Consider the following 24,779-nt stretch of genomic DNA (forward strand, 5'->3'; position numbering starts at 1 on the left):
TATGGGCTAGCGGCCATCGTGGTTATCCCTTTCGAGGAAGTGTGGTTACGGAATCGAAAGGTACTACGGTGGTCGCCAGCCTCATTCATAAGGGGCCCACCGTCAGTTACAGATACACCACGCTACTGGACGCAACCGCTTATCACCATTGATGCGGTCTTAAGCAAACTTGGCGAGGTAGACAGCGGCGTCCTTCAACGCATAGACGCCGAATTGGAAAAATACCTGACTCCCACAAAGCCGGGTCAAAACTTTCCATCAAATGCTGCCCTTCGCCGAAAGCTCAATGGGCTTATCACCATGGAATCCCCAGACACCACAGGTGATAAGGAATCCGAGGAAGAAGACGGGCGAAATGACTCCTATTTCATCTACCCCACCGCGGGCGGACGAGCAGGGTTAAACGTAGAGTTCGATGAAGATACACTCATCCTCATTGACGAGGTTGTTCAGCGTACTTCGGAAGGGCACAGACTCAGTAAGGCCGATGCACTGGCCCAGCTGATCCTCGGAACCATCGAAGATAAATCTCAGGTACACCTTTATATGTACCGCGCCAGCGACGTAAAAGCGGCTCCAGGATTTATCCATGGCTACGGGTGGGTTCACCCAGATACCGCTGACCGTCTAACACCGACCACTACCCGGGACATGGACCAGGCGGCAACAAGGGTAAGCCCGGCCTACTCCACTCCATCGCTCATCGGTGCCTATGTGGAGGGTCGCGATGGTGTGTGCCGCTGGCCTGGGTGCAACCGCCCGGCCTACAGGTGCCAAAAAGACCACCGGATCGATTTCTCAGAGGGAGGAAAGACGACGGCTGGAAATTTAGCCTCACTATGCCAGCACCACCACAACGTAAAGACGGATAAAAGCGCCTTTTACATCATGGATCCGCACAGCGGGGATATCATCTGGCTCTTCCAAGACGGACGGTGGGAATACGATGAGCCGCAGGGTCCGCTAGCGACGAAGAATAGGAACTGGGCACTGACCGTTGCCCAGGCAATCGCCGCCCGGAGGAATGCTGCCAAAGAAAGGGCTGATACTTAAACCGTGCGGGCTCGGGCGACGACCTCTGGTAAATGCGCGAGCACGTAATCCACATCGTCTTCGGAAGTAAGGCGTCCCAGAGTGAACCGGAGGGACCCAATTCCTTCTTCCTCGCTGACACCCATTGCAGAAAGCACATGGGACATGCGGTTGACGCCTGCGCTGCAGGCACTGCCAGTCGATGCCTCAATCTGCAGCGAGTCCAGCAACATGATGAGGCTATCGCCATCGGTGCCGGGGAAAGAAACGTGTAGGTGCGACGGCAAGCATGGCTCGGTGGAATTCACTACAACGTTGTCGATGGATGAGAGGATCCCATCCCGCAGCTTACTCCGAAGTGCAGCGATGCGCTCGCCCTCGGCAGCGCTTTCTGCGATCGACTCCTCCAACGCAGCGGCGAGCGCGGAGGCGCTAGCTACGTCTACCGTGCCAGGGCGAAGTCCGCGTTCTTGCCCGCCGCCGAAGGAAATCGGCTGCGGCGCAGGGGTGCGCTTGGCCAAAAGCACGCCAATACCGCGCGGGCCGCCAAACTTGTGGGCGCTGGCGGCAAGCGTTGTGATGCCCAATTCCGCAAAATTGATGGGCAGCTTGCCCGCTACCTGCACCGCATCCACGTGCATGGGAATACCGGATTGTTGCGCGAGGGATGCGAGATGCTCGATGGGCTGAATCGCACCGGTTTCGTTATTGGCCCACATGCAGGTGGCAAGATCGGCAGGTTCCGCGAAGGCGCCCCCATCGCTGATATGCCCGCTGCGGTCCACAGGGAGCAGGTCCACGGTTGCGCCGCCTTGGGCAAGCTTGCTCACGGTATCGCGTACCGCTGGGTGCTCAATATCCGTCGAGATGATGCGGTTGGTATTTCCCGCCGCATAAAGCCCCTGGATAGCGATATTATCCGCTTCGGTGCCAGAGGAGGTAAAAATGACCTCGATGGGTTCGCACCCAAGGAGGGAGGCGACTTTCTCGCGGGCATCGTCAAGCACGGAACGGGCCCTACGGCCAGAGGCGTACTGCGCGCTGGAGTTGAGCGATCCGGAGGCGGCAACCCATGCGTCGATGGCGGATTGGCGCATCGGCTGGGTTGCTGCGTAGTCGAAATAGTGCGGCATTACTGGCGCGCCTTCAATTCCTCGGTCAAAGCTGGGGCGATTTCGTGCAGGTCTCCGACGACGCCGAGATCGGCGATTTGGAAGAACGGTTCATCTTGGTCCTGGTTAATCACCACGATGGTGCCGGAGGTCTGCATGCCCGAGGTGTGCTGAATGGCACCGGAAATGCCCAAACCAATGTAGAGATCTGGCGACACGGTCACGCCTGTCTGGCCCACCTGGTGGGTAGCGTCGTAGAAGCCTTCATCGACGGCGTCGCGGGTGGCACCGACGGCGCCACCGAGGGCATCGGCAAGCGGCTCTACGATCTCGCCGAACTTATCGCCGACGCCGCGGCCGCCAGAAACCACAACCTTGGCTGCGGTGAGCTCGGGACGGGCGGACTTCTCGGCCGGAGTAAAGGAATTAACCTTGACATCCTTCTCGGTTGCCGCAGGCAGTGGCATTGGGGCCGCCTGAGTTTCCACCTGCTGGGGCTCCGCCGCAACGGAACCCGGCTGCAGGGTATAAATCGGGCAGCTGCCAATGGCCTGCGAAGTAGTCTCGTAGGTGCCGCCGAAAATGGTCATCGTTGCAGACCCATCCGCCGCAATGGAATCCACATTGACGAGCGCACCGGAGGCCAAGCGGGCGGACAAGCGGCCCGCAATCTCGTTATTCGTCGGGCTGGCGGCCAGAACGATGGGCGCCGGATTGGCTGCGCCCAAGGCGTGCAAAGCATCAACCTCAGGGGTCACCAGGCGCTGGTCATAATCCTCCGCCGTTGCCTGCACTACCTGGGCGGCACCGAGGGCGGCTAGCTCGGCATCGAAGGAATCTGCCTGCTTTCCGACGACCACCGCAGACACCGTCCCCAATTCGCGTGCGGCGGTAATGAGCTCACCGGTAACGGGGAGAATGCTGTCTGCATCGTGTTCAACAAGTACGTAAACGTGAGACATTTCTACTCCTAAATCAAGTTCTTTGCGGCAAGGAAGTCAGCAATCTTCTTCGCAGCATCCTGCGGCTGTGGCTCCGAGATAACCTCGCCGGCCGTGCGCGGTGGGCGCTTAGAAGAAGAAGTGACCGTCGTGGTTGGTGCAATGGCATCAATGTCTAGGTCGGCCACGCTCAATGTGGTGATTTCTGCCTTCTTAGCGGCCATAAGCCCCTTGAAGTTTGGGAAGCGCGGTTTATCAGCCTTATCGGTGACGGACACAATCGCAGGAAGGGCGGCCTCGAGCTCCCAGGTTCCGCGGGCGTCTTCGCGGCTGCCTTTTACCGCGCTGCCCGAAAGTTCTACCTGGTGCAGCTCGGTCAAGGCGGGCAGTTGGCGGTATTCAGCGAGCAATCCAGCCAGCGTTCCGGTCGAGGCATCGGAAGCCTCATTGCCCAAGGTGATCAGTTGGACATCCTCTAGCGTGTTAATCGCTGCGTTCAGGGTCCACGCGGTAGACAGTGCATCGGCGCCGGCCAGTGCGTCGTCAGATACGAGGACCGCGTCATCTGCACCCATCGCAAGCGCCTTGCGGAGGGCCTCGTCTGCTTGTGCGGGGCCCATCGTTAAAGCGACAACACGGTAGTTTTCATCCGGATTATCATCGCGCAGGCGTAGCGCCTGTTCCACGGAGTATTCATTAATCTCATCAATGATGTTGTCCACGGAGGTGCGATCCAGGGTGTGGTCATCCTCCAGAGATTTGGTGGACCACGTATCCGGTACATGCTTGACCAGAGCCACAATCGTTGGCATTGGGGGCACTCACCTTTCCGATAGATTTATGTTGCGTAATTCTCTTCGGACGATAATACTCGGGGTTGGCAAAGCAACGCGATACCCTGTGAGCCAATTCGCGTAATGATGACCGCGAATGGCCGCGATCCCTTCAACTTCATCTGCTTTCTTAGCTGATCAGGGTCCACGTCTACGCCGCGCACAAGGATTTCTAGGCTGCCTGCATCATAAGATTTTAGTACCGATTTTAGGCGCTTTAGGGGGACCTTTTCTATGAATGGAAATCCCGACATTCCCTGCGGGATGCGATCCCCTGTTAGGTACGCAATCCGCGGATCGATCTGCCATAATCCTTCGCGCGCCGCATAATGCTGCACGAGGCCCGCGCGCACCACTGCCCCATCGGGGTCAATGAGATACGTGCCAATCTCGCCCGCCTCTGGCAGGTTGTGCTCTTCATCCGTGAGGACGTCAACTGACTCGCCCTGAATCATCACCGCGTGCCTGCCCGTGCCGAGGCCAGGTGTGTAGAGGCACGCCTCCTTAACTGCTCCATTGATGCTGCTTACGGTGACCAATCCGTCCCAGTCACTGAAATCGAGACCGGGTGCGCACTTGATGGCCAGGTGTGCGTCCCTGTGCGCAGCGATTAGGTCCGGCAGCGGTGGCAGCAAATCCTCCGGGCGGGAAATCCGCCGCCCTGCCTTCCTGCGGGCGGGATCGGCGATAATGACATCCGCCGTGGTGGTCGTAGTGAGTGCATCTGCTTGAAAGAACGAGTCAGAATCCAAATTATGCCGGGCCATGGCAATGCGCGAGGCGTCGATATCGGAGCCGAAGTAGTCAAGGCCCGACCCGTAGCCTTCGGTGCCGATGGAACACGTGACATCGTGGACGGTGCGCATCCCTTTCTGCTGCAGGAATTCTGAGCGATAGCGCGCGACAGGCAGCGGGGTGGCTTGCTGGGCGGAATCGGCATCCATAAGCCAGGTCTCAGGCAGCTTTCCGCCCCGCCGGGCAGTAAGTAGCTCCATGGCGCAGCGCGCATAATCGCCGTAGGCCGCTTTCAGCTTTTCCAGATCCTTCAGCTGCGCAGCCTTGCTCAGCTCCAAGTCCCAGCTGGCAAGCTCGGCGTTATGCTCGCTTAAGAAACGGACTTCATCAATGTTAAAGCTCATATTCGCTCTGTAGGGGTGGTCGCGAAATATTCCGCGTATTGCGGATCGTCGCGGAGGTCGCCGATAACGGGGCGAAGGTCGGACGAAGAGGCATCATCAAGCACCTCTTGGACGGTGGAGTACTTGCATAACCGTTGCATTTGCGCCCACGTGGGAACTACGAGGCGGACGAGTCCGGCACGCCAGCCCTCCAAGATAAGCTGCGGCGAAAACCAGCCAGCGTCATCGGCCTCATGCGTGTCCCCGTCAGGCTCCTGCCCGCTCGGTAGCAGACCGACGAAGAAAAAGGTATCGAACCAATGGTTTTTGCTTTGCCCCACCCACCGGGCCCATGGAAGGAGCATATCGGCATCGACGCGCATCCCGTTATTGCTAAGAAACTCGGTAAAGGAAATGGTGTGGTCTTCTAAGAGCCTACGTTCGCGGTGATAGCGGCGCGCATTAGAAATCGTGCCGTCATCCCGGATCGCAAACAAGGTACCGGATTCCTCAAAGAGCTCGCGGGCCGCGGCAAAGACCAAGGCGTGGGCCTTGTACTTGGTCACACCCATCCGCCGCGCCATAGATACGACAGACTTTCCGGCCCACAACTCACCGGAATCCCACGAACGCGGCGGGAAATCGCGCGGGTCTACCCCACCGCCAGGAAATACGGCATGGCCCGGGTAGTTCCGCATGGTGCTTACGCGTTCTTGCACCCAGACCTCGAGCCCTCCGGGGCCATCTCGAAGCAAGAGCACAGTCGCCGCCATGCGCCCACCGTTAAACCCGGTGGTATCGCTGGCGTCGATCGCATCGAGCTGGTCATGAATCTCGTTGGTCATTAAGATGTCCGGCGGGCAAAGTATCGCTGCCCAATGCGATCCACTTGGATGGGTTGGTGGAAGGCCTGGGACAGGTTCTCCGAGGTCAGCACGGAGTTAATGAGACCCTTTGCTACCACTTTGCCTTCATCCAGAAGCATCGCGTGGGTAAAGCCATACGGGATTTCTTCCACGTGGTGGGTAATCATGACGATGGCTGGGGCATCCGGATCCATCGCGAGATCGCCCAAGTACCCCACGAGGTCCTCGCGCCCGCCGAGGTCCATGCCGGCAGAAGGCTCATCCAGGATCAGCAGCTCCGGATTGGACATCAAAGCGCGGGCGAGGATGACGCGCTTCTTCTCGCCTTCCGAAAGCGTGGTCCACGTGCGATCCTTCAAGTGGCTGGCACCGACCTGGGCCAAGATGTCATCGGCGCGGGAAAAGTCCATGTCTTGATACTCTTCGCGCCACCGACCCAAAACCGCATAACCGGCGGAAATAACGAGGTCGTAGACCCGCTCATCCGCGGGAATGCGCGATTGCACGGCGGCAGAGGACAGACCAATCAGTGCGCGCAGGTCACGCATATCGGTCCTGCCAATTTGCTCGCCCATCAAAAAGGCCGTGCCTTTGGAAGGAAATTCCTCCGCGGCCGCCATGCGTACCAGGGAGGTCTTTCCGGCACCATTCGGCCCAATGATGACCCAGCGTTCATCGAGCTCGACCTGCCAGTCCACGGGCCCTACCAAGTTCTTGCCACCGCGGCGAAGCTCCACGCCGCGGAAGTCGATGAGCCAGTCTTGATCAGTTGGGGTTACGTCGTTCACGCCTTCCATTGTGACTGATCTCTTCACCGCCCGCAGTAATTGACACAGCTCCGCTGACTTTAATACAGCGCGCTCGCCAGCTTCGTGCGCGCCTCAAGAACGCGCGGATCATTGCCGGCAAAAAGGCCGAAGAGCTCGAGCAGGCGTTCCCTGAGCTGCGCCTTCTCATCGCCTGCGGTGACCTTCATGGTCTCAATGAGGCGGTCGAAGGCCTTTTCTGGGGCACCTGCCACCACTTCTGCGTCAGCGGCGCGCATCTGCTTATCGATGTCCCCCTTATCCCCATCTGCAGCAGCAATCGGGTCCTCGGTTTGGTTTGCTGGATCCAACCGCTTGAGAAGCTTGGTGGTGTCTCGGGCCTGCTTAATCTGCGTATTATCCGGTTCCGCTTCCAAGATGGATTCATAAACCTTAATCGCACCATCGAAATCGCCGGAGTTCAGGAAGGATTCTGCCTCCTGTAAGCGAGGGTCGTCCTCTTCTTCCTCTTCCGCTGCGGCCGGTGCAGACTCAAGTCCCTTGAGCTGCGGTCCGACGTTTTCTACCAAGCTATCCAGCCACTGCTTGAGAGCATCCTTTGGCTGGGCTCCCTCGAAATTGGTCAGCGGTTGACCGGCGCCAATGGCAACCACGGTAGGTAGGTTCTTCACGCCGAAAGCCTGCGCCACCTGTGGAGTAGCATCCGCATCCACATAGCCTACGAGGAAGCTAAGGTTGCCAGCCGTAGCTAGTTCCTGCAGGTCCTGCTTCAGCTGGTCGGACTGGGTAGAGCGCGAGGTGCCGATGAGGACGACGACCGGTACCTCAGTGGAGCGGCGCACCACCTCGGTCTCAAAATTCGCCTCGGTGACGGTAAAAAATGGCTGGACTCCACTAGCCTGCCCAGCCGCCGGCTGCTCTTGTGCCTGCTGGCGAGCTTCCGCACGCGCCTTGACCTGGCTGAGATCGAGGGCACCGCCTACATAAGCATTATTCGCAGAAGTCATTAATCCTCCTTAGCTAAACGCCGATTCACGGCGTCTACTTTATCTGTCAGTTGATTCTTCACGCCTTCGCGGATATCAGCCTTAATAACCAATGAGGTACGCGGCGATACCGCACGCACCGCTTCGGTGGCCTTTTTAATCGTGCCGAAAACCTCGTCCCACTCGCCTTCTAAAAGGGTGAACATGGCGTTGGTTTCATTAGGCAGACCTGATTCCCGCACCACGCGGACCGCCTCCGCCACGGCATCGGCCATCTCGCCGGAATCATTATCCACCACTGCGGGTGCTACTGAAAATGCAACAATCATGCCCGCAAGTCTACCTTCGCTCCCAACAGTGCCGGTGCCAATGACGGCGGTCATCGCCCTGCCTGCCGGTATCGCGCGGCCAGGCGACGATGTGGGCAACCCCAGGCGGAATATTTTGATTACACCCCGGGCAAATATAGAATTTTTGCGCCCGCGCGGAGCCAATATGCCGCATCATATAAGGCTCCCCGTGGGTCCAGCTCGGCCCCTCGACCGTCTGCGAACCAAAGAAGGTGGAGCCATCCTTGGGCAGTGGCCGGAATTCCTGTGGTTTTCGCCTATTTCGCCGTGGCATTAAAACAACCGCAATTCTTTCGACTCGAGTCCGCGCAGCTCCTGATAGTCCAGAACCACGCACCGGATCCCGCGGTCTTCAGCCAGCGTTCGGGCCTGCGGCTTAATTTCTTGCGCCGCAAAGATACCAGATACCGGGGCGATTAACTCATCGCGGTTGAGCAGTTCCAGATAGCGGGTTAATTGCTCGACCCCGTCAATCCCACCGCGGCGCTTGACCTCCACGGCGACATTCCGGTTATCGGCATCTTTAGCCATGATGTCTACTGGGCCAATGGCCGTGGGATACTCGCGGCGCACGAGGGTGAAATTGGAGCCCAGCGTGTCGATCTTTTCGGCCAATAGCTCCTGCAGGTGCGCCTCCACACCGTCTTTTACTAGGCCTGGATCTTCGCCCATGTCATAGGAGATGTCCTCGTGGATTTCCGCAATCGTAATGCGCAATTGTTCACCCTTAGGGTTTTCCACTAGCCACAAGACCTCACCCGTGTCATTGCCATCCACGTCCTCAATGACGGATTCCTGCACCGTACACGGCGGCGTCATCCAATTCAGGGGCTTGTACGCGCGGTCATCGGCATGCACCGATACCGAGCCGTCTGCCTTGACAATGAGCAGGCGGTCCGCCAAGGGCAGGTGGGCGTCGAGCCGTCCCACGTAATCAACTGAACAACGGGCGATTACTAAGCGCATGGCTACTACCCTAGCCTGTCGCTATTGGCGCTTGGACTGCCGGGTGGCTCGCTCTCGCAACTGCTGGTAATCAAAGCGCTGTTGCCGCTTGGACGGCGCCGCCTCGACCCAAGCTTCGAAAGCCATAATCCCGCGGGAATCGGAAGCCAGCTCGTATTCCGCATCCCCGGTGCTAAAGTGCACCACTTCGGTGGCATCAGACATGAAAGAAGCCTCGTCATCATCCAAAGAACGGGAGTTCAAAATGGTGATGTCGAGGCGGTTAAACCACAAGTTATAGCGCGGAAATACAGAACGCAGCTTGAAATATTCCACGACTTCGCCGGTATAGCGCAGCACGCCATGGCGCCAGGAAAAGCTATCCTTCGTCGGCATTGAGCGCAATAACACCGCGGTTCCGCGCGAGCGCAGAGTAAAAAATCGCAGGGCCGCCAGCAGAAGTACTAGCAATACCACCAACGCTAAGGCCCACAGGACCACCGAGATAACCGTCGAATTCATGGGCTCCACACGCCATCCTTGGTTAGTGAAAGAACATTTATTTGGATTGTAGCGCCTGATTCCGCTTCTGCGCCAATAGGCAAAGACAAAGAAAACGTGAAAAAGCGCACCGGATAAATTCCAGTGCGCTTTTCTGAGAGCAGGAAGGGCGGCTATTGCTGCCCTCTCCTACCAATCCAAGGTTTATTCAGCCTTTGCTGCGCGGCGAAGTGCACGCAAAGCAGCCTCACCGCGGGACTTGGTGAGCTCATGAGCCGAAGAGGAATCCTCTTCCGCCTTGGCCTCATCCACCTCATCGGACCAGATGGCCCAATCAGCGAGGACGGTAATCTTGTCCTGGGTAACGGAGAGGAAGCCACCCTGGACGGCGGCAACGCGCCGCGCGCCATCAACTGGGTGGATGGTCACTACGCCATTGTCGATCAACTGACCGATCACAGGCTCGTGACCGGGAAGCACGCCGATCTCACCCTCGGTGGTCTCAGCCGTCACTATGGAGGCCTGACCAGACCACAATGAGCGCTCGACGGAAACCAATTCGGCGGTGATGTCAGCCATGTGCCTCTCCCTACTTCTCGTTCAACTTCTTGTATGCAGCTTCGACGTCGTCCAAGCCACCCAAGCCGTTGAAGGCCTGCTCTGGGTAGTGGTCAAACTCACCGTTGCAGATGCGCTCGAAGGCATCGATGGTGTCCTGCAGCGGCACGTAAGAACCCTCCAGGCCAGTGAACTTCTGCGCAACGAAGAAGTTCTGGCCCAAGAAGCGCTCAATACGGCGGGCACGCTGCACGGTCACCTTGTCTTCTTCAGACAGCTCGTCCATACCAAGGATGGCGATGATGTCCTGCAGTTCCTTGTTCTTCTGCAGAATACCGATGACGCGCTGTGCTACCTCGTAGTGCTTCTCGCCCACAATGCCTGGCTCGAGAATACGAGAGGTAGAGGTCAGCGGGTTCACTGCTGGGTAAATACCCTTGGAAGCAATGGCACGGTCCAGCTCGGTCGTCGCATCCAAGTGGGCGAAGGTCGTAGCTGGGGCCGGGTCAGTGTAGTCATCGGCAGGCACGTAAACGGCCTGCAGAGAGGTAATGGAACGACCCTTGGTGGAGGTAATGCGCTCCTGCAACACACCCATCTCATCAGCCAAGGTTGGCTGGTAACCCACGGCGGAAGGCATACGACCCAGCAGGGTGGATACCTCGGAGCCGGCCTGGGTGAAACGGAAGATGTTGTCAATGAACAGCAGCACGTCCTGGTTCTGCACATCGCGGAAGTACTCCGCCATGGTCAGGCCGGACAGAGCCACGCGCATACGGACTCCTGGTGGCTCGTCCATCTGGCCGAAGACAAGTGCAGTATCTTGCAGAACGCCCATCTCTTCCATTTCCAGGAAGAGGTCGGTGCCCTCACGGGTGCGCTCGCCGACGCCAGCGAAAACCGACGTACCGGAGAACTCGCGGGCAATACGGGTAATCATTTCCTGAATCAGGACGGTCTTACCCACACCTGCACCACCGAAGAGGCCAATCTTGCCACCCTTTACGTAAGGGGTCAGCAGGTCAATGACCTTAATACCGGTTTCGAGGATCTCGGTCTTGCCCTCGAGCTGGTCGAACGCTGGTGGCTCGCGGTGGATGCCCCACTGCTCGCCATCGCGGCCGAGGCCCGGCTCATCGAGGCAGTCACCGAGGGCGTTGAAGACGTGGCCCTTGACGACGTCGCCGACGGGAACGGAGATAGGCTCTCCGGAGTCGACTACCTCGGCGCCACGGACAAGGCCGTCGGTAGGTGCCATGGACACGGTACGAACGAGGTTGTCACCGAGGTGCTGAGCGACCTCGAGGGTGACGGTCTTTGCCACAGCTTCGAGCTTAATCTCGACGTGGAGTGCGTTGTACAGGGCCGGAAGTGCCTCGCGTGGGAATTCCACGTCCACCACCGGACCGATGACGCGCACGACACGACCGGCGACTGCCGAAGACTGTGCATTCTGCTCTTGCAGAGCTGTAGTCATAATCTAGTCACTTTCTGCGCTGTCAGATAGCGCGCCAGCGCCACCGACGATCTCTGAAATTTCCTGGGTAATCTGCGCCTGACGGGCCTGGTTGGCCACACGAGACAGGTCATTGACCATCTCGGTTGCGTTGTCAGTAGCAGATTTCATAGCTGTACGGCGTGCAGCGGACTCGGAAGCCGAAGCCTCCAAGAACATAGCAAACAGGATACGCGAGACGTACTGCGGAAGCAGCGCGTCCATCAGGGTATCCGCGTCCGGCTCGAACTCGAAGTCCGCGGAAATGTTATCCACTGGCTCCGGATCCTCCAGTGCGGAGTCACCCATCTCGTACTCCTCGCCCTGCACTACCGGCTCAACGGGCAAAAGCTGCTGTGCACGCGCGGTTTGGGTCAGCATGGACTCAAACTCGGTGTAGACCACATGCACCTGGTCAAAGCCGGTAACACCTGCACCTTCACCTTCCGCGTGCAGGCCCTCGCGGCCCTTGGTAGTGCCCTTAGAACCAGCAACGAAGCCATCGATCATGTGGCGACGCACATCGTGGGTGCCCTCCCAGGTTGGGTCCTGAGAGAAACCATCCCAGCTGCCCGCTACCTCTTCCTCACGGAAGTTGTAGTGGCCGATGCCCTTGCTGCCGGCGACGTAGCGAACTACCTCGTAGCCCTTGCTTTCGAGGAGGGCCTTGAGCTGGGCTGCCTTCTTGAAGACGTTGTTGTTGTAGCCACCGCACATGCCTCGGTCAGAGGTGATTACGAGAATCGCGGCGACATTGCCGTCTTCACGCTCACGCAGCATAGGGTGCTCTAGCGTCGACGCTGCAGCCAACCTGTTCATGACGTTGGTCAGCTCAATCGCGTACGGCTGAGAGGCTTCCACCCGAGCCTGCGCTTTGGTAATGCGCGAGGTAGCAATGAGCTCCTGGGCTTTAGTGATCTTCTTAGTCGAGTTCACGGACCGGATGCGGTCGCGTAATTCGCGAAGATTAGCCATCGTTTCTCCTCCCTTCTTTCATATAGACGGTTAATTACGAGAGCTGAACTCTACTTAGCCGTCTTCCGGGAGACGTTGAGCTCGGTGCTTTTCACGTCATTTTCGTCCAAAGGATCTACAGGCTCTTCGGTGCCCAAGTTGGTGCCCTCGGAGGTGCGGAACGTAGGAGCGAACTCCTTGGCTGCAGCCTCGAGTGCTTCCTTGGACTCATCGCTAAGCGCCTTGCCGCCGGCGATCTGCTCAAAGACCTCTGGAGTATTGGCGTTGAGGTACTCGTGCACCTCGGCCTCGAAGCGGCGAACGTCTTCGACGGGAACGACGTCGAAGACGCCTGCCTCGGCGAGGTAAATGGATACCATCTGGTATTCCACCGGCTGTGGCGAGGACTCGGACTGCTTCAGCAGCTCAACCAAGCGGGAACCGCGCTCCAGCTGCGCCTTGGACGCAGAGTCAAGGTCGGATGCGAAAGCAGCGAATGCCTGCAGGTCACGGTATGCAGCCAGGTCAAGACGGAGGTTACCGGCAACCTTCTTCATACCCTTGGTCTGTGCCGCACCACCAACACGGGAGACGGACACACCGACGTTAATAGCCGGGCGCACACCCTCGTTGAAGAGGTCGGACTCCAAGAAGACCTGACCGTCAGTAATGGAAATGACGTTGGTCGGAATGAAGGCACTGACGTCATTAGCCTTCGTCTCAATGATGGGTAGTGCGGTCATAGAACCGGCACCCATGTCATCGGAAAGCTTGGCAGCGCGCTCCAGCAAGCGGGAGTGCAGGTAGAAGACGTCACCTGGGTAGGCCTCGCGTCCCGGCGGGCGGCGCAGCAACAGCGAAATTGCACGGTATGCCTCAGCCTGCTTAGTCAAGTCATCGTAGATGACCAAGACGTGGTTGCCCTGGTACATCCACTGCTGACCCAACGCAGCACCGGAGAATGGTGCCAGCCACTTGTAGCCGGCGGAATCAGAAGCTGGGGCCGCCACGATGGTGGTGTAATCCAGCGCGCCGTGCTCCTCAAGGGTGCGGCGCACGCTGGCGATGGTCGAGCCCTTCTGGCCGATGGCGACGTAAATACAACGGACCTGCTTGTCCTTGTCGCCGGACTCCCAGTTAGCCTTCTGGTTCAAAATGGTATCGATGGTCACCGCGGTCTTACCGGTCTTACGGTCACCAATGATCAGCTGACGCTGACCACGGCCGATCGGGGTCATCGCATCGATAGCCTTGATGCCGGTCTGCATTGGCTCTTCAACCGGCTGGCGCTGCAGCACCGAAGGTGCCTGCAACTCGAGGACGCGCTCCTCTTCGCTTTCGATTGGGCCCAAGCCGTCGATGGGCTGGCCCAGTGGGTTAATAACGCGGCCGAGGAAGTCCTCGCCCACGGGGATGGAAAGGACCTCTCCGGTCCTCTTAACCTCGTCGCCCTCCTTGAGGGACTCGTAGTTACCCAGGACCACGACACCAATGGAATTGGTATCAAGGTTCTGTGCGACGCCAATTACGCCGCCGGGGAACTCGAGCAGCTCATTCGCCATAACGGATGGCAGGCCAGAAACCTGCGCAATACCGTCAGCTGCCGAAATGACCACGCCGACCTCCTCACGGGAGGCCTCCGCGGAGTAGCTCGAGGTGTAGTTCGCAATCGCACTACGGATCTCGTCGGAGGAGATCGTCAGCTCCGCCATGTTCTTCCTGCTCTCGGTAGTATCTTCCAGCACTTACTTAAATCGTTTCTGTCGTTTCGGCTACACCATCTGGGCACGGAAGCGGGCAATCTTGCCTGCCGTCGAGCCGTCAATGATTTCATCGCCGACGCGGATGCGCATGCCACCGAGGAGGCTGGTGTCAACCTCAGAGTGAATGGACATCGCACGACCATAAATTTTGCCCAGCTTCTCAGCGAGTACTGCCTGCTGGCCTTCATTCAATTCACCCGCAGCGACTACGCGCGCGATGGTGCGACCCTGCAGCGCTGCTGCAGTATCGGCCAATCCGGCAACGTCATCAATGGGGTTCTGCTCTGGGCGGCTGATGGCCTGCAGCGCGAGCGCTTCAGTAAACATCGTCACCTTGCCGTAGAGCACATTTGCCAGCAATCCGCGCTTGCGTGCGGATTCAGCAGTTCGATCGGAAAGCAGCTGGGTAAGCTCGCCCTCGCGGTCCAGAATCTGTGCCAAGCGGAAAAGCTCGTCTTCGACCTGGCCCAACTGGCCCTGCGCCTCGGCGGCGCGCAGCAATGCGCGGCGTCCCAAGGATACAAGCCCGTTGACGAAGTCCTTCGGCGAAGACCATTGGTTCGCCGCAGCTTCCTGCAGGATGCTCAGGGCACCGGCAGAAACCTTGGACCCAAAGAGATTCTCGGCCAAGGACTTGCGCGCTTCAGTCGGGGCGGCGACGTCAATGAAGGACACGCGCAATTCGCGGTCACCATCCAAAACGTCGACGACCTCAAAAATGTCTAGGCCCGCTTGGACTGCACTAGCGACGTTCTTATCGCCAGCGAGGATTTCATCCACACGGGACTGTGAGTTCGCGAGTGCTTCGCGGCTAGCTGCCTTCATAGTTGCCTACTTTCCGGCCGGTGCCACAGAGTCGAGCTCGGACAAAAAGCCATCGATGGTAGAGGACTTCTTGGAGGCGTCAGAAAGCTCGCCGCCCAGAATCTTTTCTGCCAAGTTGATGGAGTTCTGTCCCATTTCGGAACGCAGCTCAGTAACAACCTGCGCACGAGAAGCTTCCAACTGCTTTTCGCCATTGGCGACGATGCGGCGGGATTCCTCTTCCGCTTGGCTCTTCGCGTCAGCCTCGATCTGCTTGCCGCGCTCGCGCGCCTGCTCGCGGATCTCGGCTGCCTCTGCGCGGGCATCAGCCAGCTGAGCATTGTACTTTTCTAGAGCAGCTTTAGCCTCGGCCTGTTGAGCCTCAGCGCGCTTCATGCCGCCCTCAATCCGGTCTTCACGCTCTTCGAGCAACTTGGTGTAACGAGGAAGTACGAACTTCCAGAACAACCAGAGAATTACGATGAAGCACAGCAAAGACCAGAAAATGTCATAGTTCTTGGGCAGAAGAACGGAGAAGCTACCCGAACCTGGGTTCTCCTCGCCCTCTGCTGCAAGCAAATAAACGACGTTATTCATAGGTCTCCCGTCTTAAAAGTTTCGGTTTGGAAAACTCGTACTTTTAGAACAGGAAGCCGGCAACGAGGCCGATAAGGGCCAGGGCCTCGGTGAAGGCGATACCCAGGAACATGGTGGTACGCAGCTGGCCGGCCATCTCCGGCTGGCGAGCCATAGCCTCAACGGTCTTGCCGGCGACGATGCCGATACCGATACCAGGGCCGATAGCAGCCAGGCCGTAGCCGATGGTGCCGAAGCCTTCGAACGTCGTAGCAGCATCCTGTGCCAGAATGATTTCGTTCATGGTGAAAGTCGTTCCCTTTCGTAAAAAATCTTCAGTCCGTATCGGACCGAATGTCAGTGTTGTGTAATTAGGTGGATTACTCGGTCGCGCTCGTCGACCTCGTCCTTAGTGCGAATCAGCGTGCAAGGACAACTCAATGTACACCGCCGTCAACAAGGCGAAGATGTACGCCTGCAAGAAGATAACCAGAATCTCGAACAGGCTCATAGCCAAGCCCAAGACCACGGTCAGTCCAGACAGGACGGTCCAACCATTTAGCTGCCAGAAGAAGAAGTTCGTAGCAGAGAAGAGAAGAACCAGGATGATGTGTCCAGCAAGGAAGTTCGCCATGAGACGAATTGCAAGGGTAACCGGTCGCAGAATGAACGTAGAGAAGAACTCAATCGGTACCACCAAAAGGTGCAATGCCGGTGGCAAGTTCGGAATCACTACGGAGGAGCGAATGAACTTGCCCAAGCCGTAGCGCTTGGCGCCGGCGTAAATCATGACGATGTACGAAACGGCTGCCAACACAATTGGCATACCAATACGACCGTTGGGCGAGACGTTAAGTCCCGGGATAACGGTCGCGACGTTCATAAACAGAACCGCGAAGAAGATGCTAGCGATAATTGGCAGGAATCGCTTTCCCTCCTTCTTACCCAAAATGTCCTCGGCGATATGTACGCGGACGAAGTCGACCGCATTCTCGCCTACATTCTGAATGCCAGAAGGAACCAACTTAGGGTTCTTAAAGGCAGCCCAGAAAAGGATCACCACAATTAGCGTCATCAAAATGCGAATCAGCATCAGGCGATCAAGCGCGAACCATCCATCGGCGAAGTCGCCGAAAAACAGATGGTCGGCATCAATTTGCCCCGGGAAGAATTCTTCACCTAGATCGGGCGTATGGAAGTGCCCTTTCATAGCCAATGTTGTAACGCTCAGCGTTCTCTCCCGTGTTCGGGCCACACAGCCAATAGCTGGCCTCTGTGGTGCGATGGACGTCTCAAACTCTCTGCCTTGAACACGGACTCCGTCGCACATCAGCGTGAACAAGACAGGGATTTACCGTGCAGGATTCAAGCGCAACACTTAACCCCGCGGTAACCCGTTGCAAATCGTATCAGCTGGATCAACAGTTTTCGCACGTGGGGGCCCCATAAGCCACACCCGATAGCGCCATTTCCGCCTTTTGCCATACAAAACCGCGCTATTCCTGCCCAATTCACAAACGTGCATTTGATCACACCCTCAGGTCAACACACCTCCTCGGGGGTGGCCAATTTCCATTAATACCAGCATGCAGGCATAAAAAGGCCGCCGCGCAAGCCCGATGCGCGACGGCTCAACTCTTTTTGCCCTACTCAGGACACGTAGGTGATCCTGGAGGTGACCACGGCCCAGACCTCAGAGCCTAAGGTAACGATGAGTGCTACGACGACGGTGAGAAATAGCGCCCACGTGTCATAGAAATCCATGTCCCGGATAATGGCTAGAACTCCGATGAGGACGATCAACTTGATAAGCCAACCGCCCAATACCACCGCGATGGTGGTGGAGGGCGTCGAGTGGGCGGTAAAGAGCACCGACAACGCGGTAAATAGGACAAAGCCGCCGCCGAGGGCAGCGCCGACGAGAACGCCCCAAAGCCCGGCGACACCTTGTGCCCCGCCCCAGACGGCGAGAGAAATGATGGTAAAGATGCCGAGGGCCGTAGCCCCCTTCTTTACGGCGCGCTGCAGCGGCAGGCGCGGGTCATCGAAATTAGGATTTTCCGTTGTGTCACTCACGGACATTCACCCTACCTCACGCACTCGGCGAGTCACGCAATACGCAATCATCCGACGACCTGAGCCCAATCTTACCCTGCCGCAGTGGAATCAGCGTCGCGCCAAAGGCAATCAACAACGCCATGATGGACAGGCCGATTGCAACTGGCGCTGGCACGATGGAAAACGACACCGCACCAAAGGCCACCGCGGACACCCAGAGGTACAACACGAGCACGGTGCGTCGGTGCGTATGCCCCAGAGACAAAAGGCGGTGGTGGATGTGTGCTTTATCCGCAGAAAACGGCGAGCGCCCCTGGGATAGGCGGCGAATTACCGCCCAGACAAGGTCTAAGACTGGAATAAACACCGCAGCGATCACCACGAGGATGGGTGACATAAGCGCCACGATGTCCACGGTGCCGTAGAGGGACATGTTGATCTTGCCGGAGGCGGAGGTGGAGGCCGCAGCGAGCAAGAGGCCGATAAGCATGGAGCCGGAATCGCCCATAAAAATTCGGGAGGGCTCAAAGTTATGGGGTAAAAAGCCTGCACACATCCCCACCAAAGCGGCGCTAATAATTGCGGGTGGATACGCCGATACCGCCCCACCCTGGTCATGCAGGACGGTCAGCGAGAAGACCAAGATGGCGCCGCCCGCGATGAGCCCAAGGCCAGCAGCTAAGCCATCGAGGCCGTCAACGAAGTTGATGGCGTTGATGAGCAGGACCGTGAAAAAAGCGGTAAGGAGGGTGCTTTGAATCTGGTCGAGTACTACCGTGGTGCCGCCGCCGAAGGGAATGAAAAGCAGCGTCCAGGTTAGGCCCAGACCACTCATCAGGGCGGCGGCAAAGAGCTGCCCAAAAAGTTTAATGAGGGCCCCGAGTTCCAGGTAGTCATCGGCAATCCCCAAAAGCACAATGGCCAGCGCCGCCCACAACACCGCACTCATCTCTGGGGTCACGGGCATAAACCCGCGAGTCAAGGCTGGGAGCTGGGCTGCGAGGAATATCGCTGCCCCAAAGCCGGTAAACATGGCGAGCCCGCCCATGCGGGGCGTCGGCTGCGAGTGGGAATCGCGCAGGCGAATTTCTGCCACCCGGCCCGTGCGGACCAAAAAGGACCGCACCACTCCGGTGGTCAGGTAGGTAAATGTCGCTGCTACGAGGATGACCAAGGCCAACTCGCGCAGCGGTACGCCAGTGCCGCTCACGCGAAATGCTCCTTCTATCCTTGGGGCCGGGTGCGCAACGAGTCAGCGGAGACGCCGAGCACCTCACCAATCTCCTCCGCGGATAATGCACCCTCGCGCAGTAGGAATGGATGGTCACCGGAGAGATCGATGATGGTCGAGGGCTTGCCGATGTCCGTTTCTCCCCCGTCCAAATACACAGTGACGGCCTTGCCCAATTGAGCCTTGGCCATTTGCGCGGTCGTCGGCGGTTGGTGGCCAGAAATATTGGCAGAAGAAACCGCCATCGGCCCCACCTCGCGCAACAGCTCGATGGCAATCGGGTGAAGGGGCATCCGCAGCATGACGGTACCGCGGGTATCACCTAAATTCCACGGCAGGGACGGGGCCTGAGGCACGACGATGGATAGTCCGCCTGGCCAAAAGGCTTCGACGAGGTCGCGGGTGGAATCGGGGTACGAGGCGACGAGGCCGCGAACGGTGTTCCAGGAGCCGACGAGCACGGGAACCGGCATATCCGGCCCACGCTGCTTGGTGGCAAGCAGATTGGCTACCGCGTCATTATCGAAGGCATCGCAGCCCAAACCGTAAAGCGTATCGGTGGGCATGACCACAAGCCGCCCAGACTTGGCGGCCTTGGTGGCGATGCTCACGCCTTCCTCACGCTCGGCGTCATCGGCGCAATTATAAATTTTTCCTTGCATCAATAATCCCCTTCTTGCCCGACGGTGATGCCTTAGTTTACCGCGCGCTGCGCGGTAATAAAGCGCGGCGTGCCTGTTAAGTCCCTAAGCGGCGCGATATGGGAAAAGCCACCGTGGTCACGCACCGCATCGCGCACGACATCGCCAGTCGTATCGTCGTGTTCAATCGCCATGACCCCACCAGGCCGCAAAAACCTGGCGATGGTGGGGATCAACCCGCGGATTACTCCCATGCCGTCATCGCCACCGAAGACAGCCACGTGCGGATCGTGATACACCTCCGGTTGCAAGTTCGGATCTTCCGGTACATAAGGCGGGTTGCTCACTACGAGATCGACCGTGCCATTCCAGTCCGCCAGAATCTGGCTGTCGGTCGCGTCCGCCTGCACCACCTCTACCCCGGTGCCGTTGGTATTGGCACGGGTGAACTCGAGGGCGGCATCGGAAAGCTCGACCGCCCTCACCTCCGCCTGCGGTACGTAATGCTGCAGGTAGAGCGCCAGCGCGCCCGAACCCGAGCACAAATCCACCATGCGCGGGCCGGGTGCGTGGTGGACCGCCCAATCCGCCATCACCTCCGTTTCCGGGCGCGGAATGAACACGCCTGGCCCCACCTTTAGGTCTAGGGGCCCAAACCACGCCGTTCCCAGCACGTATTGCAGCGGCTCGCGCTGTTCTCGTCTACGCAAAAGCGCCTCAAAGGCCACGTCAAAGCCGGGCATGGGTGGCTCATGCAGCGGAATATCCAAATGCCCGCAGTGAATGAGGTGTGAGATGAGGATGCGCGCATCCCATTCGGGGCTTCCTGCTCCAGCAACGCGAAGGCGCTGCACCCCTTGGCGCAGCGCCTCACCGTACGAATCCATCGACCGCTATTATCCCTCGGCCTCAAGGCGCTCGGCGCGCTCCTGGTCCTGCAGAGCCTTGATGAGATCCTGCATATCGCCGTTCAATACGGAATCCAGGTTATTGGCCTTGTAGCCAATGCGGTGATCCGTAATGCGGTTTTCCGGCCAGTTATAGGTGCGCACGCGCTCGGAGCGATCCATGGTGCGCACCTGGGAGGCGCGCTGCTCGCCAGCCTCGGCCTCGCGAGCATCGCGTTCCATCTGGTCCAGGCGAGCCTGCAGCACCTGCAGGGCACGGGCCTTGTTCTGGATCTGCGAGCGTTCCTTTTGGCAGGTAACAATCAACCCCGTGGGCAGGTGGGTAATGCGCACCGCCGAGTCGGTGGTGTTCACGCCCTGACCGCCCTTACCGGAGGAGCGGTACACGTCGACGCGGATATCCTTGTCATCGATATTGACCGATTCGACCTCTTCGGGCTCTGGGTACACCAGCACGCCGGCGGCAGAAGTCTGGATGCGCCCCTGCGATTCCGTGACCGGCACGCGCTGCACGCGGTGCACGCCGCCTTCGAATTTGAAGACGGACCATGCGCCATCGCGCGTCGGAGACTTAGCGCGGAAGGAGATAGTCATGTCCTTCACGCCACCCAAGTCGGATTCGTTAAGGCCCAAGACCTCCCACTTAAAGTCGATCTTATCGGCAAAACGCTCGTACATGCGGGCTAAGTCGCCGGCAAAGAGCGCGGCCTCTTCGCCGCCGGCACCGGCCTTGATCTCCATGATGATGTCTTCCGAGTCCTGCTCATCGCGCGGGGCGAGCAGGTCAGCCAGCTTTTCTTCCAGCTCTTCCACAGACTCGGCTAGGCGGTCCGCTTCTTCCTGGAAGTCGTGGTCTTCATAAGCCATCTCTTTGGCGTCCGCGAGATCCTCGCGCGCCTGGGTCAGCTCATCGTTGACCATGATGATGGGGCGTAACTCCGCGTACCGCTTGGACAGCTTGCGAAAAGCCTGCTGATCGCCGGCGATTTCTGGGTCGCCCATCTGCATTTCAATGCCCTGGTATTCCGACACAATGTCATCAACCATGGAAACTTGATTAGACATAGTCTTCCTCGTCCTTATCCGCTGCCATCGGTGCAGAAGAAGCTACCTGCATGAGGAACTCGCCATTCGAGCGGGTCTTCTTAAGCTGCTTGATCAACAGGTCAATTGCCTGGTGGGAATCCAGAGCCGACAGGATGCGGCGCAGTTTGGTCATGATGCGCGCCTCTTCAGGCACTAGCAGGAGCTCGTCCTTGCGGGTACCGGAGGGGTTGACGTCCACAGCCGGGAATACGCGGCGCTCCGAGATCCCGCGGTCCAGCTTCAGCTCTGCGTTACCCGTCCCCTTGAATTCTTCGAAGATGACGGTATCGCCGGTAGAACCGGTCTCCACCATCGCGGTGGCGATAATGGTGAGCGAACCGCCCTCTTCAATATTGCGGGCAGCGCCCAAGAAGCGCTTTGGTGGGTAGAGCGCATTGGAATCCACACCACCAGACAGGATGCGGCCCGATGCCGGGGAGGAGTTGTTGTACGCGCGGCCCAAGCGGGTGATGGAATCCAGCAGCACCACGACATCCTTGCCCTGCTCCACCAGGCGCTTTGCGCGCTCGATGGCCAGCTCGGAGACGGAGGTGTGCTCTGATGGCGGACGATCAAAGGTAGAAGAAATGACCTCACCCTTCACGGAGCGCTGCATGTCCGTGACCTCTTCAGGGCGCTCATCCACCAGCACCACCATGAGGTAGCACTCGGGGTTATTGGTAGCAATCGCATTCGCGATGTTTTGCAAGATCGTGGTCTTACCGGCCTTCGGCGGCGAGACGATGAGCGCGCGTTGACCCTTACCAATCGGCATAATCAGGTCGATGACGCGGGTGGTCAGGATCTTCGGGTCCGTTTCCAAGCGCAGGCGCTGATTGGGATACAGCGGCGTGAGCTTATTAAAGTGCGGGCGCTGCTTTGCCTCTTCGGGATCGATCCCATTGACGGTATCGACCTGCACCAACTGGTTGTACTTGCGGCGGTTGCGGCCATTGCCGTGCGTGTGGGTAGGCCCAGCCACCTTGACCTGACCGGTAATGGCGTCACCAGAGCGCAGACCCAAACGGCGCACGATGTTCTTATTAACAAAGACATCCGCATCGCCCGCGCGGTACCCAGTGGTGCGCAGGAACGAGACGTTATTGTCTACGACATCTAAGATGCCGCCGACAGCCTGCAGCTCATCGCCCTCGCGTACCTGCAGGTCATTGCCGCCGCCGTGGTTATCATTATTGCCCCGGCCACCCCGGCGGTTCCGGCGGTTGCGACGGCCACGGCGGTTACCGCGGTCAAAATTATTATCGTCATTGCGATTATTGCGGTGATTATTATCGCCGTTCTTCTCGCCCTGCTTGTCTCCCTGGTTATCGGAGCCGTCCTGGGAGTCCTCGCGGCGGTCCTGGTGGCGATTCTGGTTCTGCTCCTGCGCATCACCCCGGTTATTCTCGCCCCGGTTATTGTCCCCCTGCTCTTGGCGCTCTTGACGGCGGGCGCGATTGCGGCGCGCGCGGCGGGCCTGCGACCGCGACTCATAGCGCTGGTCGTCGCCGTTGTCCTTGCGGTCTTTGCCGCGGTTGTCCTGCTGTTCGCCGGACTTGCCGTTATCGCTCTCGCCGCGGTCATCCTTCTTGGACGGCTTATCTTTCTGCTTGGCAGGCGCCGCATCCTTCGCGGGTTTCTCGGCCTTCTCGGCCTTTTCTGCCTGCTCTATTTTTGCCTTCGCCTTTGCGGGAACCTGACCGGTCTTAATGGCGGTAATGAGATCCCCTTTGCGCAGGGCAGAAACGCCGCGAAGGCCGCGCTCGGCGGCCATTTTGCGCAATTCCGGCAGCTTCAGGGATGCGAGATCCTGTGCCGCGGTGTTGTCCGTATCGCTCACGGATATCCTTTCGTTGCTTGACCAGGTCCATAGTTGGGATCCGCCCTCCCCCACTTCAGGGAAGCTTGGGCGGGTGCACTGGAAGCCGATGTGTATTTTTCTTATCTTTTCGCCCTCGTGCCAAGGCGCTAGCGCGCCTTGCCGGGGCAATAAGCATGAGGCCTCTTCCGGTTACCTTAAGGGAAATCCCCCTTGTAGCCAGTACGCGGGGGCGGAAGAATTCAAGAAACGACTGTGGGCAATGTATAACGATGGAACCTGTCACTGGGCCCGATTGCATAGGATTGGGAAGGTTTTCCCGCTTTCCTATCAGTCGAAAGCAATTATAGCGCATTCGCTTCGCGGTGAGTACTTGGACACCGCTACAGTGGAAGCATGCTTTCCACGATGATGGATATTCCCCTGTCTTTAACCCGTATTTTGGAATACGGCGCGTCAGTGCACGGCAATACCACTGTTACCACTTGGCACGGCGAGGGAACCGGGTCCGAGTTTGGCCCCGCAGAAAAGGTTACCTTCCGCGATATCGCTGCACGCGCAGCAGCCTTTGCCCATGTTTTACACGATGACCTTGGCATCACCGGTGATCAGCGCGTGGGTAGCTTCATGTGGAATTGCGCTGAGCACCTCGAGGTCATGTTTGGCTCTGCCTGCAAGGGTGCGGTTTTCACTCCGCTGAATAAGCAGCTGATGAATGACCAGATTCGCCACATCATCAGCCACGCCGAGGTCTCCGTCATCGTGTGCGATCCCCGGCTCGCCCCGCAGTTGGGCACGGTTTTAAACGGCGCGCCATCTGTGCATTCGGTGATTTTTACCGGTTCCCAATCGCCGCAGCGCTTTGCCCACCATTTCCCGCGCGGCATCGAGTTTTATTCCTACGAGGCGCTGCTGGATGGCCGCTCTACCATCTACGATTGGCCCGAGCTCGATGAGCGCACCGCCGCCGCATTGTGTTATTCCACCGGCACCACCGGCGCACCGAAGGGTGTTTTATATTCCCATCGCTCGCTTTACCTCGAGGCCATGCAGCTGCGTTCCTCGGATTCGCTGTGCATTACCCACGGCGAGACCTTCCTGTGCTGCATTCCCATCTACCACGTGCTGAGCTGGGGCGTTCCCTTTACGTGTTTCATGACGGGCACCCCGCTCGTGCTTCCCGATGCCGATGTCTCCGCCCCCACCCTCGCCAAGGTCATTGCAGCCACGTCGCCGCGCGTGGCCCACGGCGTGCCCACCATCTGGATCCAGCTCTTCGTGCACTACATGCACAATCCGCCAGAGCGCATGACGCTGACGGAAATTTTCGCCGGCGGCTCCCCTGTGCCGCCGCAGCTTATCAAGATGTGGGAGGAGCATTACGGCGTCGACGTCGTGCACGTCTGGGGCATGGTGGAAACTTCGACGGTCGGCA

Annotated in this window: 27 protein-coding genes; 2 read left to right on the forward strand and 25 right to left on the reverse strand. The window is 58.6% G+C overall.

Going from position 1 to position 24,779, the window contains the following annotated elements:
• Nucleotides 1-300 precede the first annotated feature (300 nt).
• Entirely contained in the window at nt 301-1,053 is a 753-nt protein-coding gene (locus ABRP66_RS10135; RefSeq protein WP_349838645.1) for an HNH endonuclease signature motif containing protein, read from the forward strand.
• Here the strand turns inward: ABRP66_RS10135 and ABRP66_RS10140 are convergent.
• From ABRP66_RS10140 to rho, 25 genes are all read right to left on the reverse strand, one after another.
• Nucleotides 1,050-2,165, reverse strand: coding sequence for a cysteine desulfurase family protein (locus ABRP66_RS10140; protein WP_284864503.1), 1,116 nt, complete (start codon nt 2,163-2,165; stop codon nt 1,050-1,052). The genes ABRP66_RS10135 and ABRP66_RS10140 overlap by 4 nt on opposite strands.
• A complete protein-coding gene (locus ABRP66_RS10145) occupies nt 2,165-3,106 on the reverse strand; it encodes an electron transfer flavoprotein subunit alpha/FixB family protein (protein ID WP_284864502.1) in 942 nt (313 codons plus the stop codon). Before ABRP66_RS10145 ends, ABRP66_RS10140 begins: the two co-directional genes overlap by 1 nt.
• An 8-nt stretch (nt 3,107-3,114) precedes the next feature.
• A complete protein-coding gene (locus ABRP66_RS10150; RefSeq protein ID WP_284852146.1) occupies nt 3,115-3,897 on the reverse strand; it encodes an electron transfer flavoprotein subunit beta/FixA family protein in 783 nt (260 codons plus the stop codon).
• Nucleotides 3,898-3,923: 26 nt separating this feature from the next.
• Nucleotides 3,924-5,057: a THUMP-like domain-containing protein gene (locus ABRP66_RS10155; protein ID WP_284796333.1), complete on the reverse strand. Its 1,134-nt coding sequence runs from the start codon at nt 5,055-5,057 to the stop codon at nt 3,924-3,926.
• Nucleotides 5,054-5,881, reverse strand: a complete 828-nt coding sequence (locus ABRP66_RS10160; RefSeq protein WP_284796332.1) for an NUDIX hydrolase — start codon at nt 5,879-5,881, stop codon at nt 5,054-5,056. Before ABRP66_RS10160 ends, ABRP66_RS10155 begins: the two co-directional genes overlap by 4 nt.
• A complete protein-coding gene (locus ABRP66_RS10165; RefSeq protein ID WP_284782570.1) occupies nt 5,881-6,699 on the reverse strand; it encodes an ABC transporter ATP-binding protein in 819 nt (272 codons plus the stop codon). The genes ABRP66_RS10160 and ABRP66_RS10165 overlap by 1 nt, the downstream gene beginning before the upstream one ends.
• Before the next feature lie 50 nt (nt 6,700-6,749).
• Nucleotides 6,750-7,676, reverse strand: coding sequence for a tetratricopeptide repeat protein (locus ABRP66_RS10170; protein WP_284784722.1), 927 nt, complete (start codon nt 7,674-7,676; stop codon nt 6,750-6,752).
• Nucleotides 7,676-7,984 carry a thiamine-binding protein gene (locus ABRP66_RS10175; RefSeq protein WP_284784719.1) on the reverse strand — a complete coding sequence of 103 codons (309 nt, stop codon included), beginning with the start codon at nt 7,982-7,984 and terminating at the stop codon, nt 7,676-7,678. The genes ABRP66_RS10170 and ABRP66_RS10175 overlap by 1 nt, the downstream gene beginning before the upstream one ends.
• 10 nt (nt 7,985-7,994) lie before the next feature.
• Nucleotides 7,995-8,279 carry an Rv1322 family protein gene (locus ABRP66_RS10180; RefSeq protein WP_284784716.1) on the reverse strand — a complete coding sequence of 95 codons (285 nt, stop codon included), beginning with the start codon at nt 8,277-8,279 and terminating at the stop codon, nt 7,995-7,997.
• Nucleotides 8,279-8,971, reverse strand: a complete 693-nt coding sequence (gene nucS, locus ABRP66_RS10185) for an endonuclease NucS (RefSeq protein ID WP_284632021.1) — start codon at nt 8,969-8,971, stop codon at nt 8,279-8,281. Before nucS ends, ABRP66_RS10180 begins: the two co-directional genes overlap by 1 nt.
• Before the next feature lie 21 nt (nt 8,972-8,992).
• Entirely contained in the window at nt 8,993-9,472 is a 480-nt protein-coding gene (locus ABRP66_RS10190; protein ID WP_349838646.1) for a DUF2550 domain-containing protein, read from the reverse strand.
• Nucleotides 9,473-9,655: 183 nt separating this feature from the next.
• A complete protein-coding gene (locus tag ABRP66_RS10195; protein ID WP_023026361.1) occupies nt 9,656-10,030 on the reverse strand; it encodes a F0F1 ATP synthase subunit epsilon in 375 nt (124 codons plus the stop codon).
• A gap of 10 nt (nt 10,031-10,040) precedes the next feature.
• Complete coding sequence (gene atpD / locus ABRP66_RS10200) at nt 10,041-11,486, reverse strand: F0F1 ATP synthase subunit beta (protein ID WP_005280201.1); 1,446 nt, start codon at nt 11,484-11,486, stop codon at nt 10,041-10,043.
• A 3-nt stretch (nt 11,487-11,489) separates the two neighbouring features.
• Nucleotides 11,490-12,479: a F0F1 ATP synthase subunit gamma gene (locus ABRP66_RS10205; protein WP_284782567.1), complete on the reverse strand. Its 990-nt coding sequence runs from the start codon at nt 12,477-12,479 to the stop codon at nt 11,490-11,492.
• 50 nt (nt 12,480-12,529) lie between these two features.
• Complete coding sequence (gene atpA / locus ABRP66_RS10210) at nt 12,530-14,170, reverse strand: F0F1 ATP synthase subunit alpha (protein WP_349838648.1); 1,641 nt, start codon at nt 14,168-14,170, stop codon at nt 12,530-12,532.
• 60 nt (nt 14,171-14,230) lie between these two features.
• On the reverse strand, nt 14,231-15,046 hold the full coding sequence (locus ABRP66_RS10215) for a F0F1 ATP synthase subunit delta (RefSeq protein WP_284784711.1): 816 nt from the start codon (nt 15,044-15,046) through the stop codon (nt 14,231-14,233).
• A gap of 6 nt (nt 15,047-15,052) precedes the next feature.
• Nucleotides 15,053-15,622 carry a F0F1 ATP synthase subunit B gene (locus ABRP66_RS10220; protein ID WP_023026357.1) on the reverse strand — a complete coding sequence of 190 codons (570 nt, stop codon included), beginning with the start codon at nt 15,620-15,622 and terminating at the stop codon, nt 15,053-15,055.
• A 43-nt stretch (nt 15,623-15,665) separates the two neighbouring features.
• Complete coding sequence (locus tag ABRP66_RS10225) at nt 15,666-15,905, reverse strand: ATP synthase F0 subunit C (RefSeq protein WP_005280196.1); 240 nt, start codon at nt 15,903-15,905, stop codon at nt 15,666-15,668.
• Nucleotides 15,906-16,010: 105 nt separating this feature from the next.
• Complete coding sequence (atpB, locus tag ABRP66_RS10230) at nt 16,011-16,811, reverse strand: F0F1 ATP synthase subunit A (protein ID WP_023026356.1); 801 nt, start codon at nt 16,809-16,811, stop codon at nt 16,011-16,013.
• Nucleotides 16,812-17,251: 440 nt separating this feature from the next.
• Nucleotides 17,252-17,683 (reverse strand): Cg1360 family ATP-synthase-associated protein, encoded by a 432-nt coding sequence (locus tag ABRP66_RS10235; RefSeq protein ID WP_284784710.1) that lies wholly within the window; start codon nt 17,681-17,683, stop codon nt 17,252-17,254.
• 10 nt (nt 17,684-17,693) lie between these two features.
• The gene (locus ABRP66_RS10240) at nt 17,694-18,869 is read right to left on the reverse strand and encodes an MraY family glycosyltransferase (RefSeq protein ID WP_284769838.1); all 1,176 of its coding nucleotides are present in this window, start codon (nt 18,867-18,869) and stop codon (nt 17,694-17,696) included.
• A gap of 14 nt (nt 18,870-18,883) precedes the next feature.
• Nucleotides 18,884-19,552, reverse strand: a complete 669-nt coding sequence (locus ABRP66_RS10245) for an L-threonylcarbamoyladenylate synthase (RefSeq protein WP_284784708.1) — start codon at nt 19,550-19,552, stop codon at nt 18,884-18,886.
• Nucleotides 19,553-19,584: 32 nt separating this feature from the next.
• Entirely contained in the window at nt 19,585-20,418 is an 834-nt protein-coding gene (prmC, locus tag ABRP66_RS10250; protein ID WP_284784706.1) for a peptide chain release factor N(5)-glutamine methyltransferase, read from the reverse strand.
• 9 nt (nt 20,419-20,427) lie between these two features.
• A complete protein-coding gene (prfA, locus tag ABRP66_RS10255) occupies nt 20,428-21,504 on the reverse strand; it encodes a peptide chain release factor 1 (protein ID WP_284769840.1) in 1,077 nt (358 codons plus the stop codon).
• The gene (gene rho / locus ABRP66_RS10260) at nt 21,497-23,365 is read right to left on the reverse strand and encodes a transcription termination factor Rho (RefSeq protein ID WP_284784704.1); all 1,869 of its coding nucleotides are present in this window, start codon (nt 23,363-23,365) and stop codon (nt 21,497-21,499) included. Before rho ends, prfA begins: the two co-directional genes overlap by 8 nt.
• A 375-nt stretch (nt 23,366-23,740) precedes the next feature.
• Between rho and ABRP66_RS10265 the strand changes: the two genes are divergently transcribed.
• Nucleotides 23,741-24,779 (forward strand): AMP-binding protein (locus tag ABRP66_RS10265; RefSeq protein ID WP_349838647.1); only part of this gene is annotated, 1,039 nt, incomplete at its 3' end.

The organism is Corynebacterium sp. KPL2680 (assembly GCF_040225675.1).
In the GTDB taxonomy this organism is placed as follows: domain Bacteria; phylum Actinomycetota; class Actinomycetes; order Mycobacteriales; family Mycobacteriaceae; genus Corynebacterium; species Corynebacterium rhinophilum.

Excerpts from the sequence above, each read along its gene's own strand:
- ABRP66_RS10135 (WP_349838645.1), top strand. The coding sequence starts at position 301 with ATGGAATCCCCAGACACCACAGGTGATAAGGAATCCGAGGAAGAAGAC.
- ABRP66_RS10140 (WP_284864503.1), bottom strand. The coding sequence starts at position 2,165 with ATGCCGCACTATTTCGACTACGCAGCAACCCAGCCGATGCGCCAATCC.
- ABRP66_RS10145 (WP_284864502.1), bottom strand. The coding sequence starts at position 3,106 with ATGTCTCACGTTTACGTACTTGTTGAACACGATGCAGACAGCATTCTC.
- ABRP66_RS10150 (WP_284852146.1), bottom strand. The coding sequence starts at position 3,897 with ATGCCAACGATTGTGGCTCTGGTCAAGCATGTACCGGATACGTGGTCC.
- ABRP66_RS10155 (WP_284796333.1), bottom strand. The coding sequence starts at position 5,057 with ATGAGCTTTAACATTGATGAAGTCCGTTTCTTAAGCGAGCATAACGCC.
- ABRP66_RS10160 (WP_284796332.1), bottom strand. The coding sequence starts at position 5,881 with ATGACCAACGAGATTCATGACCAGCTCGATGCGATCGACGCCAGCGAT.
- ABRP66_RS10165 (WP_284782570.1), bottom strand. The coding sequence starts at position 6,699 with ATGGAAGGCGTGAACGACGTAACCCCAACTGATCAAGACTGGCTCATC.
- ABRP66_RS10170 (WP_284784722.1), bottom strand. The coding sequence starts at position 7,676 with ATGACTTCTGCGAATAATGCTTATGTAGGCGGTGCCCTCGATCTCAGC.
- ABRP66_RS10175 (WP_284784719.1), bottom strand. The coding sequence starts at position 7,984 with ATGATTGTTGCATTTTCAGTAGCACCCGCAGTGGTGGATAATGATTCC.
- ABRP66_RS10180 (WP_284784716.1), bottom strand. The coding sequence starts at position 8,279 with ATGCCACGGCGAAATAGGCGAAAACCACAGGAATTCCGGCCACTGCCC.
- nucS (WP_284632021.1), bottom strand. The coding sequence starts at position 8,971 with ATGCGCTTAGTAATCGCCCGTTGTTCAGTTGATTACGTGGGACGGCTC.
- ABRP66_RS10190 (WP_349838646.1), bottom strand. The coding sequence starts at position 9,472 with ATGAATTCGACGGTTATCTCGGTGGTCCTGTGGGCCTTAGCGTTGGTG.
- ABRP66_RS10195 (WP_023026361.1), bottom strand. The coding sequence starts at position 10,030 with ATGGCTGACATCACCGCCGAATTGGTTTCCGTCGAGCGCTCATTGTGG.
- atpD (WP_005280201.1), bottom strand. The coding sequence starts at position 11,486 with ATGACTACAGCTCTGCAAGAGCAGAATGCACAGTCTTCGGCAGTCGCC.
- ABRP66_RS10205 (WP_284782567.1), bottom strand. The coding sequence starts at position 12,479 with ATGGCTAATCTTCGCGAATTACGCGACCGCATCCGGTCCGTGAACTCG.
- atpA (WP_349838648.1), bottom strand. The coding sequence starts at position 14,170 with ATGGCGGAGCTGACGATCTCCTCCGACGAGATCCGTAGTGCGATTGCG.
- ABRP66_RS10215 (WP_284784711.1), bottom strand. The coding sequence starts at position 15,046 with ATGAAGGCAGCTAGCCGCGAAGCACTCGCGAACTCACAGTCCCGTGTG.
- ABRP66_RS10220 (WP_023026357.1), bottom strand. The coding sequence starts at position 15,622 with ATGAATAACGTCGTTTATTTGCTTGCAGCAGAGGGCGAGGAGAACCCA.
- ABRP66_RS10225 (WP_005280196.1), bottom strand. The coding sequence starts at position 15,905 with ATGAACGAAATCATTCTGGCACAGGATGCTGCTACGACGTTCGAAGGC.
- atpB (WP_023026356.1), bottom strand. The coding sequence starts at position 16,811 with ATGAAAGGGCACTTCCATACGCCCGATCTAGGTGAAGAATTCTTCCCG.
- ABRP66_RS10235 (WP_284784710.1), bottom strand. The coding sequence starts at position 17,683 with ATGTCCGTGAGTGACACAACGGAAAATCCTAATTTCGATGACCCGCGC.
- ABRP66_RS10245 (WP_284784708.1), bottom strand. The coding sequence starts at position 19,552 with ATGCAAGGAAAAATTTATAATTGCGCCGATGACGCCGAGCGTGAGGAA.
- prmC (WP_284784706.1), bottom strand. The coding sequence starts at position 20,418 with ATGGATTCGTACGGTGAGGCGCTGCGCCAAGGGGTGCAGCGCCTTCGC.
- prfA (WP_284769840.1), bottom strand. The coding sequence starts at position 21,504 with ATGTCTAATCAAGTTTCCATGGTTGATGACATTGTGTCGGAATACCAG.